Below are 16,226 nucleotides of genomic sequence, written 5' to 3'. Positions count from 1 at the left end.
CCATGACCGCAGTACACCCGATCCCCACCGACGCCGAGAACGTCGCGGCGATGACCCCCAGCGCCTACGTCACCGCTGAGACGCTCCGGGCGGGCGATCCGCAGGAACACGAAATGGTCCACCTGAGCAGCGGCGACGAGAAGTTCACCGTCGGCTCGTGGCGCGCCGAGCCCTACCGCGAGTTCATCGAGTCCTACCCGGGCGACGAATACACCCGGGTCCTGGAGGGCTCCGTGACCTTGACGGCGGACGACGGGGTCGCCCACACCTTCGGCCCCGGCGACGCGTTCACCCTGACCAGGGGGTGGCGCGGGGAGTACCGCGTCGACGCACCGCTGCTCAAGCAGTTCGCCATCTACGTTCCCTGACCACCACTTTCGAGCACGAGGATGACGATGCCTGATCCGACCACACTCGACGACTGGACAGCACTCGCCGCGACCATCACGCCGCGCCGCGAACTGTTCGTCGACGGCGCGTTCCGTCCCGCGAAATCGGACGAGACGTTCGATTCGATCAACCCGGCGACCGGTGAACTGCTCGCCCGGGTGTCCGCCGCGGACGCCCTCGACGTCGACGCGGCGGTCCGGTCCGCGCGGGAGGCGTTCGACTCGGGCATCTGGTCGCGCAGTCCGGCGTCCCACCGCAAACGGGTCCTGCTCCGGCTCGCCGAGCTGATCCTCGAGCACCGCCACGAGCTCGCCCTGCTCGACTCCCTCGACATGGGGAAGCTCGTGGCGGAGGCGCTGACCGTCGACGTCCCCTCGGCCGCCGCACTTTTCACGTTCTACGCCGAAGCTCTCGACAAGATCGGCGGGGAGATCGCGCCCACCGATCCGGGAAGCCTCGCGCTCGTCTCCCGCGAACCGCTCGGCGTCGTCGCCGCCGTGGTGCCGTGGAACTTTCCGCTCGATCTCGCGGTGTGGAAGCTGGCGCCCGCCCTCGCCGCCGGAAACAGCGTCATCGTCAAACCCGCCGAGCAGGCCCCGCTGTCGGTGCTGCGTCTGGCCGAACTCGCGACCGAGGCGGGCCTCCCGGACGGCGTCCTGGGCGTTCTTCCCGGGCTCGGCGCCGCCGCCGGCGCCTCGCTGGGCCTGCATCCCGACGTCGACGTCGTCGCCTTCACCGGCTCCACCGAGACCGGGAAGAGGTTCCTCCGGTACGCGGCGGACTCGAATCTGAAGCAGGTCTGGCTCGAATGCGGCGGCAAGAGCCCGAATCTCGTGTTCGCCGACGCCGATCTCGACGAGGCCGTCGAGAAGGCCGTGTTCGGCGCCTTCTACAACCAGGGGGCGGTGTGCTCCGCCAACTCCCGGTTGCTGGTGCAGGAGTCGGTCGCCGAGCAGGTCACCGACGCCCTCGTCCGCCGGGCGTCGTCGATCCGGCCGGGCAACCCGCTCGACCCCGGGTCCACGCTGGGTGCCATCGTCGACGAGAGGCACACCCGGACGGTCGCCGGTGTCATCGAACGCGCCCGCCCGGGCAGCCGGGTGTTACTCGGCGGCAACAGGACCACCGTCGACGGCCGCGGATGCTTCCTCGAACCGACGATCCTCGGCGACGTCGCCGCGACCGCCGAGGTCGTGACGCAGGAGGTGTTCGGACCGGTCCTCACCGTCCAGACGTTCACCGACGAGTCCGACGCCATCCGCATGGCCAATGACAGCATCTACGGGCTGGCGGCGTCGGTGTGGACGGAGAACCTGAATCGGGCCCACCGCGTCTCCTCCGCGCTGCGGGCGGGGACCGTCTCGGTCAACACCGTCGACGCCATCAGCGCGCAGACCCCGTTCGGCGGGTTCAAACAGTCCGGTTTCGGGCGCGACCTGTCCCTGCACGCGATGGACAAGTACACCGGGCTGAAGACGACGTGGATCCGGTTGCGGCCGTAGCGAGCCCGGCGGGCGAATGTACCGTTCGGCGCTCCCGAGGCGTCGAGGGGTACATTCGCCCCCGAATCGTGGCACCTGCTCGAGCGCCGCCGGGACGCCTGACACGGCAGCGCCCCGGGGATACCGTGGAGGAATGCTCCCCATCGTGGATCTCGCCGAACTCGACGCACCGGCCGGGCGGGAACGGTTGCGGGAAATCACCCACCACGTAGGTTTCTTCTATCTCGACGGGCACGGCGTGGACCGGGAGTTGCTCGACCGCGTGTTCACGGTCGCACGGGAGTTCTTCGCACTGCCCGAGGACTCCAAACAGTCCATCGCGATGCTGAACAGCCCGCACTTCCGCGGCTACAACCGCCTCGGCGGCGAGCTGACCAACGGTGAGACCGACTGGCGCGAGCAGATCGACATCGGGCCGGAACGGCCACCGATCCCCGGCGCCGCCGACTACCTGCGCCTGCAGGGGCCCAATCAGTGGCCCGGCGACCTTCCCGACCTGGAGAAGACGATCGAGGCGCTGGACGCCGCGCTCGCCGACGTCGGGATGCGACTGCTGCGGCACTGGGCCGCGTCGCTCGACGCCGATCCCGCGACCTTCGACGACGCGTTCGCGCACGCCCCCGCCACCCTGATCAAGGTGGTCCGCTACCCGGCGCGGCCGAGCGCGGACCACACCGGCGAGCAGGGAGTGGGCGCCCACAAGGACTCGGGGGTACTGACGATGCTGCTCCTCGAACCGGGGTCGTCGGGCCTGCAGGTGGAGACCGAGGACGGCGACTGGATCGACGCGCCCGCCCGGGCGGGGTCGTTCGTCGTGAACATCGGCGAACTGCTCGAGGTCGCGACCGGGGGCTACCTCCGGGCCACCCGGCATCGGGTGCTCACACCCGCCGGCGCGCCCGAGCGGCTGTCGGTCCCGTACTTCCTCAATCCCGCTCTCGACGCCACGGTCCCGGTGATCACCCTGCCGCCGCATCTCGCCCTGCGAGCCCGCGGAATCGAGATGGACCCGTCGAACCCGCTCTACAACACGTACGGCGAGAACGCGTGGAAGAGCCGCACCCGCGCCCACCCCGACGTCTACGCACGCTGGTATCCGGACGAGGCGGAACCGGGGTAAAACTCCCGCCACCACCGGGAGTAATGTTCCCGCAGTGTTGCTCCTGACCTCTCGGCGTTACGTCGACCTCCGCCTGCAGGCGAGTGCCATCTGTCCGCGCTCGCGCTGACGCACCGCATCACTCAGGACTCTCTCTCGCCGTAACCGCCCCACCGGGCGCAGTCTCACGGCCCCATGCGAAAGGCACACCCATGCCCAGCCCCGCGCTGTCCACGCGCGCCGAGACCACCTCTCGGCGCCGACTCCCCCAGCGGGCCACGTCGTTCGGCCCCCAGATCGTCACCGGACTCGTCGTCGGCGTCGTCCTCGGTCTCGTCGCCCGCGCCATGCCCGTCGCCGCCGACGGCAACGAGAACTGGCTCGTCGGAACCGTCCACACGATCGGTTCCAGCTATGTGAAATTGCTTACCGTCGCGGTGATTCCGCTGGTGTTCACGGCCATCGTCAGCTCGATCGCCAACCTGCGCGAGGTGGCCAACGCCGCCCGCCTGGCCGTGCAGACGCTGCTGTGGTTCGCGATCACCGCGTTCATCGCCGTGATCATCGGGATCGTCGTCGGGTCGATCACCCAGCCCGGAGCCCGCACCGGCGTCAGCGCCGCCACCGAGAAGGCGCCCGGCACCACCGGTTCGTGGTGGGCGTTCATCACCGGACTGGTCCCCAGCAACTTCCTCGGACTGAACGCGAAGACCACCGTCGCCGACGGCGCGGCCAGCACGTCGCTGAGCTTCAACGTGCTGCAACTGCTCGTCGTCGCGGCCGCGATCGGCATCGCCGCCCTGAAGGTCGGGGCGAAAGCCGAACCGTTCCTGCAGTTCAACGCATCGCTCCTCGCCATCGTGCAGAAGGTGCTGTGGTGGATCATCCGTCTCGCACCGATCGGGACCGCGGCACTGATCGCGAACGCCGTCGCCACGTACGGCTGGGACGCCATCGGCTCGCTCGGCTGGTTCACCGCCGCCGTGTACGCCGGCCTGGCCGTCGTGTTCTTCGTCGTCTACCCCGTCCTGATCCGCGCGCACGGACTGTCCGTGCGCGCCTTCTACTCCGGCGTGTGGCCCGCCACACAACTCGGCTTCGTGTCGCGGTCGTCGATCGGCACCCTGCCCCTCACCGAGCGGGTCACCGAACGCAATCTCGGTGTCCCCCGCGAGTACGCGTCGTTCGCCGTGCCGCTCGGGTCGACCACCAAGATGGACGGCTGCGCCGCGATCTACCCGGCGATCGCAGCGATCTTCGTCGCCGAGTTCTACGGTGTGCCTTTGTCGTTCACCGACTACCTCCTGATCGTCGTCGTGTCGGTCATCGGTTCCGCCGCCACCGCGGGCACCACCGGAGCCACGGTCATGCTGACGCTCACGCTGTCGACGCTGGGGCTCCCCCTCGCCGGTGTCGGCCTGCTGCTCGCGGTCGAGCCGATCGTCGACATGGGCCGCACCGCGGTGAACGTCACCGGCCAGGCGCTCGTCCCCACCATCGTCGCCAAGCGGGAGGGCATCCTCGACGAAGCCCGCTACAACGCCGAGCGCACCGGCGACCCGTTCGAGGACGACGACACGGTCGCCGCGGCGTAGCGAACGCTCGACGAGAGCCTTCCCCACATGGAAGGCTCTCGTCATGGCCGACCTCAGCGCGATCAAACGACGGCTCGTCATGCAGTTCCAGCGGCACGTCGCCAACCCGCTCACCGCGCGACTGTCGAGCCAGACCCTGCTCGAGACCACCGGCCGGGTGAGCGGCCGGCCCCGCGTCACACCGATCGGCGGCCGGCGAACGGGCACCGAGTTCTGGCTGGTGTCCGAGTTCGGGGAGAAGTCGAACTACATCCGCAACATCCGTGCGAACAATGCCGTTCGCCTGCGGATCCACGGCCGGTGGCACACCGGCACGGCGACACTGCTGCCCGACGACGACACGAGGGCGCGGCTGGCCCAGCTGCCCCGGATGAACAGCACCGCCGTCCGCGCGGTCGGCACCGACCTCCTGACGGTCCGGATCGATCTCACCGACTGAGCGGCCGAGACGCCCACCGAATTGCCATCCGCGGACGCAATAGCGTCAGCGTCTGACCAAACTCTGTGCATCTACGGACCAGTCAGTCCGAACGGCCGTTCGGGTATGCACGTTTTGCGGCCTGGCCAGGTGTGATGTTCACAACTACGCGTTCGGCCTGCACGCCGGGCGCGGATTTGCTACCGCTCGTCGCGCTGGAGCCGAGCAGCTTGCAGATCGGACTTAGCCTCGGCTAATCTGCGGTTTCGCGTGGACATGCCAAAGTCCGCATTTCAGACAACGACGTCTGCCTCACCGGCGCATCGGTACGGGGCCGGTTCTCTGCCGTGATCCTCTCGCCGACGCCACCCGTGCGCCCAGCACGGACCCCTATTCGGCGAGTATCGCGAGGAGACAGTCGGTTGAACACGAGTGCCACCGAGTCCGGCCTGTACGACAGGACACTCGACAAGAGCAGCTGCGGCGTGGGCTTCATTACCCGCAAGGACGGCATTCAGACCCACGACGTCCTCCTCCGCGGCCACGAGGCCCTGTGTGCCGTTCCTCACCGCGGTGGCATGTCCGCCGAGGGTGTCGGCGACGGCGCCGGCGTGTGCGTCGACCTGTCGGTGCCGTTCTTCCGGGCCCTCACCGGTGACGGTGACCTCGAGGCGGGCCGCTTCGGGGTGGGCAACTTCTTCCTCCCCACCGACGTCGCGTTCCACGGCGACGCGGAGGCCGTCATCGAGCGGGCTCTCGCCGAGCAGGGGTTCCGGGTGCTGCTCGAGCGCGACGTGCCCGTCGACGCCACCGTGCTCCGGCCCGCCGCGATCCGGCACCAGCTGCCGATCCGGCAGTGGGTGTTCACCGCACCCGACGCGTGCGCCGACGAGGCCGAGTTCGACCGCCGCATCCACGACGCCCTGCTCGCGATCGAGGCCGTCGCGTACACCCAGCCGGATCTGGCCGGGCTGTACCCGCTGTCGCTCAGCGCGCGCACGCAGGTGCTCAAGGGCCGCCTCAACTCGAACGAGGTGATGCCCTACTTCCAGGACCTCGTCGATCCGGCCCACGCCATCCACACCCTGTACTTCCACACCCGGTTCTCCACCAACACCGACCCGCATCCGACGATGGCGCAGCCGTTCCGTCTGATGGCGCACAACGGTGAGCTCAACACCGACAAGAAGAACCGCCTGTCCGAGACGGCGCTGGCCCGTGCCCGCAACCGGGAGATCGTCCGCCCGCACGGTCAGTCGGACAGTTGCCGCCTCGACCAGACGCTGCAGAGCCGCGTCGTGGAGGACGGTCTCGACCTGGTGACCGCCGTCGTGTCGATGATGCCGCCGGCGTGGGAGAACGATTCCACGCTGTCGCCCGAGGTGCGGGCGATGCTCGAGTTCTTCTCGCTGTACGAGGAGAAGAACGACGGTCCGGCCGCGTTGATCTTCGGCGACGGCACCGTCGTCGGCGCCCGGCTCGACCGGCTCGGTCTGCGTCCGCTGCGTTCAGTGGAGACGGACGAGTACCTGTGCGTCACGTCGGAGGCCGGGCAGATCGACTTCGACCCCGCCACCGTGCTGCACCGCGGGCGCATCGAGGCCGGCGGCATGCTGTACTTCGACCACCGCGTGGGCCGCTCGTACTCCACCGACGAGGCGCTCGAACTGCTCGCCGCCCGCAGCGACTACCCGACGCTCGTCGCGGAAGCGCGCCGGACCATCGAGGCGCTGCCCGAGGTCGAAGCCGAGCCGGGTCCGTTGCGCTACAACGGCGACCTGGAGCGCACCCAGCGGTACGTCGCGTACTCGCACAACCAGGAAAGCTTCAAGTTCATGATGGACCCGATGCTCGCGTCGGGTCAGGAGAAGATCTCCGCGATGGGCTACGGCAACGCCATCAACGCCCTCTCCGATCAGGAGGGTGGTGTCGCGAAGTACTTCTCGCAGCGTTTCGCGCAGGTGACCAACCCGTCGCTGGACAGCATCCGTGAGGCCGACGGCATGACACTGCGCGTCGCGCTGGGCGCCAAGCCGAACAGTGGCGCGCAGTCGGCCCCGCAGATCGTGGTGCCCTCGCCGATCCTCACCCACATGGACATGCTGCGGATCCGCAAGCAGTCCGAGACGCCGGTGCAGCGGTTCCCCATGCTGTACACCCCGGTGCACGGTGACTCCACCGCCAATGCGGCGGCGCTCGAGGCCGCGGTCGACGGGCTCTGCGACGACGTCGAGGCGTTCGCCCGCGAGCAGGGCGGCATCGCGATCCTCACCGACCGACACGTGGCCACCGACCGCGCCGCGCTGCCGATGATCGTGGCGATCTCCGCGGTCAACCAGCGGCTGATCGAGGAGGGCCTGCGCCTGCGGGTCTCCGTCGTCGCCGAGAGCGGTCAGATCTCGTCCTCGCATCACGTCGCCGCCGCCCTCGGATTCGGCGCGGCCGCGATCTACCCGCTCGCCGTCCGTCTGCGCGCCGAGGAGAAGTTCGCCGACGACGCCGACCAGGCGTTCAAGCGGTTCGCGAAGGCCGCCGAGAAGTCGCTGATGAAGACGATGGGCCGGGTCGGCCTGTGCACCGCCGAGAGCTACATCGGCGGCGAGTTCTTCGAACCCAACTACCTCGACACCGACGATCGGGTGCTGCGCCGCTACTTCGCGAACGTGAAGACGCCGGTCGGCGGTGTCGGGTTCGCCGTCATCGCGCAAGCCGTCGCCGACTGGCACCAGCGCGCGCTGACGGTCACCGGGGAGAAGGACGTCCCGCTGCTCGGCCTGTTCAAGGAGCGCGCGGAGGGCGCAGGCCACTCGTACGGCACGGCGGCCGTGCGCGGCTTCGTCGACCTCACCGAGGAACCCATCGCGTTCGACACGGCGGGCACGCAGGACCACACGGAGTCGCTGCGACTGCTGCCGCTGAACCGGCTCGAGGACGCGTTCGGTCTCGACGACGACGCATACCGCAACGCCGGTTTCCAGACGCTGACACCCGAGGCGATCGACCGCTTCGAGATCACCCCCGGCTACCGTGCGTTCGCGCGGACGATGGCCGACGAGCGCACCCGTCGCCCCGCCGCGCTCCGCGACGTGCTGGATCTGCCCGCCGACGTCACGTTCCTCACCACGGCGGCGGAGTTCCGCAAGCAAATGGGCCGCTTCTCCCGCAAGGGCAACAACAGCTTCGCGGTGCGCGGACTCGCCTCCGAGGCCGTCGGCGACGACGGGTTTCGGCTCCGGCTCACCGGACCGCACGCGGGCGAGGCCTCCGTGCTCGCGGCGCTCGGCGAATCGCTGGTGATGCGCTTCGGCGACGACCTCCGCGAGCACCGTGTCGACGGCGACGCCCTCGTGGTGCGCACGTCCGGTGAGGCGCTGCGATGTCTGTCGCTGCTGCGCACCGCTCCGGCGAGCCTGCCGATCGACCGGGTGCAGAAGGCCAGCGACATCACCCCGTTCCTCACGTCCGGCGCCATGAGCCACGGCGCGCTGAACTCCAACGCGCACGAGGCCGTCGCGCACGGCACCAACATGGTCGGCGGCATGTCGAACAGCGGCGAGGGCGGCGAGCACATCTCCCGCTACGGCACCATCCGCGGCTCGCGGATCAAGCAGTTCGCGTCCGGCCGCTTCGGTGTGTGGGCCGGCTACCTCGCCGACCCGATGCTCGAGGAACTCGAGATCAAGATCGCGCAGGGCGCCAAGCCCGGCGAGGGCGGGCAGCTGCCCGCACCCAAGGTCACGGTCGAGATCGCGGCCGCGCGCGGCGGCACTCCCGGCGTCGAACTCGTCTCTCCCCCACCGCATCACGACACGTACTCCATCGAGGACCTCGCGCAGCTGATCCACGACTGCAAGGCGGCGCGGGTCCGCGTCATCGTCAAGCTCGTGTCCTCGGAGGGCATCGGCACCATCGCGGTGGGTGTCGCGAAGGCCGGCGCCGACGTCATCAACGTGGCCGGCAACACCGGCGGCACCGGCGCCGCCGCGGTGACGAGCCTCAAGTACGCGGGACGTTCGGCGGAGATCGGCGTCGCCGAGGTCCATCAGGCGTTGTGCGCCAACGGTTTGCGGCAGAAGGTGCTGCTCCGGTGCTCCGGCGCGCACCAGACGGCGAGCGACGTCGTGAAGTCGGCGCTACTCGGCGCCGACAGCTTCGAGTTCGGCACCACCGCCCTGATGATGCTCAAGTGCGTCATGGCCAAGAACTGCAACATCAAGTGCCCCGCAGGCCTGACCACCAACCCCGAACTGTTCGACGGCGACCCGCGGGCGATGGCGCAGTACCTGCTCAACATCGCGCACGAGACCCGTGAGGTGTTGGCGGAGCTGGGCATGTCCTCGCTGCGCGAGGCCCGGGGACGCTCGGATCTGCTGCAGCTGCTGGACCACCCGTCCAGCGTCGGCCAGCTCGACCTGCGCGCGATGCTCGCCGTGGTCGACGAGGTCACCATCGGCGATCCGGTGTACCTGGAGAAGGACTACACGCTCGACGACGGCTGGCTCGTGCAGCTGCGTGCCGCGCTGATCGAGCAGGGCGAGGCCACGGTCGAACTCGGCGACGGCGTGCACCTGAGCAACCGCAACAAGAGCGTCGGCGCCCAGCTGGCGGTCGACATCGAGCGGATGCTCAATCACGAGCTCACCGAGGTCGCGCTGCCCGCGGTGCTCCGCGACGAACGCGGCCGCGGCTACCTGCGCGACGGCAGCGTCCGGATCGCGACGTCCGGGTCCGCGGGCCTGTCGTACGGCGCGTTCTGCAACGACGGCATGGCCCTGGTCCACACCGGCACCGCCAACGACGGCGTCGGCAAGGGCGCGAACGGCGGCAGCATCGTCGTCCGCTCCCCCGGTGGCGGCTCGGATCGCCACGGCGGCAACGTGCTGATCGGAAACTTCGCGCTGTTCGGCGCCACCGGTGGCCGCACGTTCGTCGAGGGCCAGGCGGGTGACCGCTTCGCCGTGCGCAATTCGGGTGCCACCGCGGTGGTCGAGGGTGTCGGCGACTTCGCCTGCGAGTACATGACCAACGGCGCCGTCCTCAACCTCGGCGGCTTCGGCAAGGGCGTCGGCAACGGCATGAGCGGTGGCTTCGTCTACCAGTACGACCCCGAGAACGAGTTGCCCGGCAAGGCCAGCGCCGACTCGATCCTGCTCGGCTCGATCACCGGCGACGACGAGCACGCCGCACTGCACCGTCAGGCCGTGCACGTGCTGCTCGGGTGGCACCTCGAGGCCACCGGCTCCGCCAAGGCGGCGTGGCTGCTGGCGAACTGGGAGACCGAGCAGCACCACTTCGTGTACGGCATGCCGCGCGCGCTGCTGCAGTACCAGGACAGCGACGAGATCCTGAAGGCCAAGCCCCGCAAGGACCTGGCCGACGAACTCGCCGCCGCACTGGTCGGGCACCAGGTGCGCAAGTTCAAGCTGGACTACCGGGACGGTCACGCCGTGCTGGACGGCGCCGTGCCCGGCTACGCCGAGGCCGACACCGAGGCGATGTTCGCACTGCTGAATAACTACACCGTGCTGAACGCGGCGCAGGAGATGGCGCTGTCCAAGCTGCCCGGTGTCACGGATCCGTCCGACCCGGCCGTCGACAAGGCCGTCCGCAACCTGTTGCTCACCGAAGACTTCTTCCTCATGCAGCGGTTGCAGCGGTACGCACGGGAAGCGTTGAAGGACTACAGCGACGAAGATCTGGCCGTGATGGTGGCGGCCAAGCGACTCGCCGACTACAAGGATGCGCTGCGCCGCCGCAACGTCCGGTCCATCGACGCCCCCGGCACGTACGGCTGGATCCTGCACCAGGATGCGAAGAACGTCGACAAGATCGGCCGGCTGCCCGGTTTCGAGGAGCTGTTCGCGCAGCACGCCCTCCCCGATCTGATCCCCACGAGAGACGTGGTGCCCTCATGAAATTGCCCTACATCCCCCAGGACGCCCCGTTCAGCGAGGACCAGCGCGTCTGGCTCACCGGCTTCCTCGCCGGAATGAGTTCGCGTCTGGTCGCCGGCGGCTCCGACGCGCCCGCCGCGGCGGCCGGTGGGCAGCTGCCCGCCATGCACGTGCTGTACGGCAGCCAGACCGGGAACGCCGAGGGTGTCGCGGAAGATGCTGCGGCCGCGGCACGTTCGCACGGCTTCGCACCCGTCGTGAGCGCCCTCGACGACGTCGACACGGACGCACTCGCCGCGATGCAGCGCGTCCTCGTCGTCACCTCCACCTACGGTGAGGGCGAGATGCCCGACAACGCCGAACTGTTCTGGCAGGCGCTGGCCGCGGAGACCGCACCGCGGCTCGAGACCACCGACTTCGCGGTGCTCGCACTCGGCGACACCGGGTACGACGGGTACTGCCAGGCGGGCAAGATGATCGACACCCGGCTCGAGCAGCTCGGGGCCCACCGCGTGACGCCGCGCGTCGACTGCGACGTCGACTACGAGGACGCCGCCGCCGCGTGGGTCGCCGACACGCTGCCGCTGTTCGCGGCCGTCGAGGGCATTCGCGGCGAGTCCGCCGTCGCCGACGTCGCCGAGCCGGTGACGAAGCCGGCCCGCACACGGTCGCAGTGGAACCGCAAGAACCCCTACAGTTCCACGCTGTCCGTGAACCGGCGGCTGTCGAGCGAGGAATCCGCGAAGGAGATCCGCCACTACGAGTTCGCGCTCGCCGACAGCGGTCTCGAATACGAGGCCGGTGACGCGCTCGGTGTGATGCCGATCAACGATCCCGCCCTCGTCGACGCCCTCGTCGCCCGGCTGGGCATCCCCGCGGACGCCGCCGTCACCGGCAAGGAGCGGCCGCTGCGCGACCTGCTGCTGCACGGGTACGAGATCTCTACGCCGAGCCACGAATTCATCGACGAGATCGAGAAGCGGGCGGGCGACGAGGAGCTGAGTCACGTGCTGCGGCACGGCGACAAGGAAGCTCTCGACGCGTGGTTGTGGGGCAAGGACGTGCTCGACCTGCTGCTCCTCGAACCGTCGGTGACGCTGACGGCGGACGAGTTCGTCGGGCTGCTGAAGCCGTTGCAGCACCGCGCGTACTCCATCTCCTCCAGCCCGTTGGCCAACCCGGGCAGCGTGCACCTGACCGTCGCCAGCGTCCGCCACAGCTCGGCCGGACGCGACCGCGGCGGCGTGTGCTCCACCTTCCTCGCCGATCGGATCGCCGACGGCGGCAACGGCGGGATCTTCGTGTCGAAGAACAAGTCGTTCCGCGTGCCCGCGAACGACGACGCGCCGATGATCATGGTCGGCCCCGGCACCGGCATCGCGCCGTTCCGCGCGTTCCTGCAGGAGCGGCAGGCGCGGGGCGCGTCGGGACGCAACTGGCTGTTCTTCGGCGACCAGCACCGCGCGTCGGACTACATCTACGAGGAGGAGATCGCCGCGATGAGCGACAGCGGTCTGCTCACCCGCCTCGACCTCGCCTTCTCCCGCGACCAGGCGGAGAAGATCTACGTGCAGAACCGGATGATCGAGAACGGCGCCGAGTTGTTCGCCTGGCTCGAGGACGGCGGCCACTTCTACGTGTGCGGCGACGCCACCCGCATGGCGAAGGACGTCGACCGGGCACTGCACGACGTCATCGCCGCTCATGGCAGTCTTTCCACCGAGCAGGCCGCCGACTACGTGACCACGCTCAAGAAGGAAAAGCGCTACCTGCGCGACGTGTACTGACCACGTCGGCAGCAACTCACGAGGAGCAAGAACAATGGCAGTGGTGATTCTGTACGGCAGCGAGGGCGGGACCTCCGAACTGGTGGCCGACAACATCGCCGACGTGCTCGGCGACTACGGCGACACGTCCCTGTACGACATGATGGAATTCGATGCGGGCGATCTCGACCCCGAGAACTTCCACGTCATCGTGTGCTCCACGTACGGTGAGGGCGAGCTGCCCACCGGCGCGGAACCCTTCTTCGAGGGCCTCGAGGAGGACGAACCCGACCTCACCGGCATGCAGTTCGCGCTGTTCGGCCTCGGCGACAAGGTGTACGAGGAGACGTACAACCGCGGTGGCGAGATCATCGCCGAGAAGCTGATCTCCCTCGGCGCGGTCCAGGTCGGCGAACACGGTCGGCACGACGGCTCCAGCTCCATCCGCCCGAAGGATCAGGCCGAGGAATGGGCCAAGAACATCGGCGAGGAATTCCTGGGATAGCGCCTCACACCGGGAGCCGCGCCTGCACACTGCGCACCCAGTCGCGGCTCCCGGCGAGGTAGCGGTCCCGAGCCTCCGCGAACAGGTGAACGCTGTCGGCGCCGGGCCAATCCGCAGGCAGCATCCCTTCCGGCAGGCCCGGGTCGATGTACGGGATGATGCGCCATTCGTCGAGCAGCGGCACGAAACGCACGAACGCCTCGCGCGGCGACACCTCCCCCGCGGCGGACAGAGCGACGCGGTGGTGGTCCAGGAAGTCGCGGTGCCGCGAGGCGATGCCGCCCAGATCCCACCACCGGGCGGCCGCGTCCCCCATCGAATCGGGGACGAACACCGACGTCGACACGAACGTGGTCACGTACTGGGACAGGCCCAGCGCGTCGACGATGTCCCCGACCTCGCGGGCGAGGTATTCGGGGGCGATCCACAGTCCCGGTGACACGGTCCCGCACCCGATCCAGCCGAGCCGTCGACGCAACTGGTGCCGCGCCGCCCGTTGCGATTCGGGGATGGTGAACGAGATCAGCCGCCACGGATCGGTGTCCGACATCTGACGGAAACCGAAGATCCGCGGATCGCCGCGGGTGAACATCGCCTCGGCCTGCTCGGTCACCTCGTACCCGCTGCGGCCGTCGCGGGCGCGCGGTCGGAGCACCCCCTTCTTTTTCAGGCGGGCGACCGCGATCCGCGTCGATTCGGGTGGGATACCGACCGCCTGCATCACTTCTACGAAATCGGCGATCGCCACCCACCCGCCGACGTCACGCACGTACGCGCCGAGCACGGTTCGGATCAGGGACGTGGCACTGCCCGGTCGCGAATCGAAGTCGTCGAGGATCGCGCTCGCCGGTTCAGTCGGCGAGTTCATCACGGATCGCGAATATTCCGGCGCACACCTCGCCGAAGCTCGTGCTCAGTGGGCTCAGGCCGAGACGCAACCCCTGCGGGGCACGGAAATCGGGGATGACGCCCTTCGTCCACAGTCGCTGAACGACGGCCTCGAACCGTGGGTGGTCGATGATGACGTGACCACCCCGCTCGGCGGAATCCGCCGGCGATCCGATTTCCACGCCCAGCGGAATCAGCACCTCGCGCACGAGGTCGAGTGCGTACTCGGTCAGGGCGATCGACTTGGCCCGCACGGCGTCCATCCCGACCTCACCCAGGAGGTCCAGGGTGTCCTGCAGTGCGATCATGCCGAGTACCGACGGCGTTCCGCTGATCACGCGCCGGATGCCGGGCGCCGGCTCGTAACCCTGCGCCATCGCGAACGGGTCGTCGCGCCCCATCCAGCCCCAGATCGGCTGCACGAAGTCCTGCTGGTGGTCGGCCCGGACGTACGCGAACGCCGGTGAGCCGGGTCCGCCGTTCAAGTACTTGTACGTGCACCCGACCGCGAGGTCGACCCCCCACGCGTCGAGTTCGAGGGGAACCGAGCCGACGGAGTGGCACAGGTCGAGCAGCAGGAGCGCGCCCGCCTCGTGCACCACCCGGGCGGCCCCGGCCGCGTCCACCAGGTAACCGGAGCGGTACGCGACGTGGCTGAGAACGACGAGCGCGGTGTGTTCGGACACCACCGACTGCAGGTCGTCGACGGTGACGCCACCCCGGGTGTCCGATTCGATCCACCGGAGCGTGAGCCCGAGTTCCCCGGCAATGGACTCGAGCACGTACCGGTCCGTCGGAAAGTTGTCGCGGTCCACGACGATCTCGGTGCGACCCGGCCGCAACGCGAGCGCACCGCGCGCGAGTTTGTACAGCAGGACCGTCGTCGAGTCGCCGATGGTGGTCTGCCCGGCGGCCGCGCCCAGCGACACCCGCGCGAGGGTGTCACCGATCGTGATCGGCAGTTCGTACCACTCCTCGTCCCACCCGCGGATCAGCCGGCCGCCCCACGACCGGGTGACGAACGCGGTGATCCGCTCGGCGCTCGCCTTGGTGGGCCTGCCCAGCGAGTTCCCGTCGAGGTAGGCGGGCACCGAGGGGTCGTCGGCGCCGATGAACAGGTTGCGGTACGCGCGCAGCGGGTCCGCGGCGTCGAGTTCCGCGGCCCGGGCTGCCAGCACCTCCGTCGACGCGGTCATCATCGTCCGATCTCGGTGCGCACGGCCAGCAGCTCCGGGAAGAACGTCAGTTCGAGGGCCTTCTGCAGGAACCCGACACCGCTGGATCCTCCCGTTCCGGACTTCATCCCGATGGTCCGCAGCACCGTGCGCATGTGACGGAAGCGCCACAGCTGAAAGTTCTCCTCGAGGTCGACGAACTCCTCGAACGCCTCGTAGACGGCCCAGTGCTCCTCGGAATTCTCGTACACGAACTTGATCAGCGGCATCAGGTCGTCGTTCGAGCTGTAGGCGGCGGTCACGTCGCGGTGCAGCGCGGATGCCGGCACGTCGTACCCCAGCCGCGACAGGCACTGCCAGAACGCGTCGTACAGACTCGGCTCGCGGAGCAGCCGGTCGAGTAGTTCGTGGGCGGCGGGATCGGCCTCGAACACCGTCAGCATTCCGGCGTTCTTGTTGCCGAGCACGAACTCGACGGCGCGATACTGATAGGACTGGAACCCGGACGAATTGCCGAGGAACTGCCGGAACTCGGAGTACTCGGTCGGCGTCAGCGTGGCCAGCACCGACCACTGCTCGGTCAGCGTCTTCTGGATGTGCTTGACGCGCGCCACGCACTTGAGCGCCCTGCCGATGTCGTCCGCATCGAAAGCGTCCCGGGCCGCGAGGGTTTCGTGTAGGACGAGCTTCAGCCAGAGTTCGGTGGTCTGGTGCTGGATGATGAACAGCAGTTCGTCGTGATGCTCGGGCCTGCTCACCGGTTTCTGCGCGCTCAGCAGGGTGTCGAGGTCCAGGTACGAGCCGTAACTCATCCGCTCGCTGAAATCGGTGACGATCTCTTTCTCGATCGCTCTGGTATTGGCCTGCACGCCCATGGCCGTCCTTACTGCTGGTGTTCGAGTACCGGGCTCCACCCTCCATATTACACAATCGTGGCGGCCGCTACGATCGTCGAATACACGCCTCGCGGCACTGAGCGAGAGGAGCCTCGACC

The 16,226-nt window shown here is 68.8% G+C and carries 11 protein-coding genes; 8 read left to right on the top strand and 3 right to left on the bottom strand.

The genetic code is table 11. From position 1 onward, the window contains the following. Window positions 1-2 precede the first annotated feature (2 nt). The 8 genes from ACFU5V_RS38790 (at window position 3) to ACFU5V_RS38755 (ending at window position 13,169) form a co-directional block, all read left to right on the top strand. Window positions 3-368: a cupin domain-containing protein gene (locus tag ACFU5V_RS38790; protein ID WP_378706199.1), complete on the top strand. Its 366-nt coding sequence runs from the start codon at window positions 3-5 to the stop codon at window positions 366-368. A 27-nt stretch (window positions 369-395) separates the two neighbouring features. Continuing rightward, the gene (locus tag ACFU5V_RS38785; protein ID WP_378706197.1) at window positions 396-1,892 is read left to right on the top strand and encodes an aldehyde dehydrogenase; all 1,497 of its coding nucleotides are present in this window, start codon (window positions 396-398) and stop codon (window positions 1,890-1,892) included. A gap of 133 nt (window positions 1,893-2,025) precedes the next feature. Then, window positions 2,026-3,012, top strand: coding sequence for an isopenicillin N synthase family dioxygenase (locus ACFU5V_RS38780; RefSeq protein ID WP_378706195.1), 987 nt, complete (start codon window positions 2,026-2,028; stop codon window positions 3,010-3,012). A 191-nt stretch (window positions 3,013-3,203) separates the two neighbouring features. Further along, window positions 3,204-4,586 (top strand): dicarboxylate/amino acid:cation symporter, encoded by a 1,383-nt coding sequence (locus ACFU5V_RS38775; RefSeq protein ID WP_378706193.1) that lies wholly within the window; start codon window positions 3,204-3,206, stop codon window positions 4,584-4,586. 43 nt (window positions 4,587-4,629) lie between these two features. After that, window positions 4,630-5,025 (top strand): nitroreductase/quinone reductase family protein, encoded by a 396-nt coding sequence (locus ACFU5V_RS38770; RefSeq protein WP_378435725.1) that lies wholly within the window; start codon window positions 4,630-4,632, stop codon window positions 5,023-5,025. 401 nt (window positions 5,026-5,426) lie between these two features. Beyond that, window positions 5,427-10,919: a glutamate synthase-related protein gene (locus ACFU5V_RS38765; protein WP_378706191.1), complete on the top strand. Its 5,493-nt coding sequence runs from the start codon at window positions 5,427-5,429 to the stop codon at window positions 10,917-10,919. Continuing rightward, entirely contained in the window at window positions 10,916-12,685 is a 1,770-nt protein-coding gene (locus tag ACFU5V_RS38760) for a sulfite reductase subunit alpha (protein ID WP_378434602.1), read from the top strand. Before ACFU5V_RS38765 ends, ACFU5V_RS38760 begins: the two co-directional genes overlap by 4 nt. A gap of 34 nt (window positions 12,686-12,719) precedes the next feature. Next, a complete protein-coding gene (locus tag ACFU5V_RS38755; RefSeq protein ID WP_378434604.1) occupies window positions 12,720-13,169 on the top strand; it encodes a flavodoxin domain-containing protein in 450 nt (149 codons plus the stop codon). 4 nt (window positions 13,170-13,173) lie between these two features. Here the strand turns inward: ACFU5V_RS38755 and ACFU5V_RS38750 are convergent, their stop codons facing one another. Genes ACFU5V_RS38750 through ACFU5V_RS38740 form a run of 3 tightly spaced genes read right to left on the bottom strand, consistent with a single transcriptional unit; the run spans window position 13,174 to window position 16,107 of the window. Continuing rightward, the gene (locus ACFU5V_RS38750; protein WP_378706189.1) at window positions 13,174-14,037 is read right to left on the bottom strand and encodes a PaaX family transcriptional regulator C-terminal domain-containing protein; all 864 of its coding nucleotides are present in this window, start codon (window positions 14,035-14,037) and stop codon (window positions 13,174-13,176) included. Further along, on the bottom strand, window positions 14,021-15,256 hold the full coding sequence (locus ACFU5V_RS38745) for a kynureninase (protein WP_378434608.1): 1,236 nt from the start codon (window positions 15,254-15,256) through the stop codon (window positions 14,021-14,023). The genes ACFU5V_RS38750 and ACFU5V_RS38745 overlap by 17 nt, the downstream gene beginning before the upstream one ends. Then, a complete protein-coding gene (locus ACFU5V_RS38740; protein WP_378706187.1) occupies window positions 15,253-16,107 on the bottom strand; it encodes a tryptophan 2,3-dioxygenase in 855 nt (284 codons plus the stop codon). Before ACFU5V_RS38740 ends, ACFU5V_RS38745 begins: the two co-directional genes overlap by 4 nt. Between the last annotated feature and the right edge of the window lie 119 nt (window positions 16,108-16,226).

It is taken from the genome of Rhodococcus sp. NPDC057529 (genome assembly GCF_042802055.1).
Classification (GTDB): Bacteria; Actinomycetota; Actinomycetes; order Mycobacteriales; family Mycobacteriaceae; genus Rhodococcus_F.
This window is presented reverse-complemented; position numbering and strand designations above follow the sequence as displayed.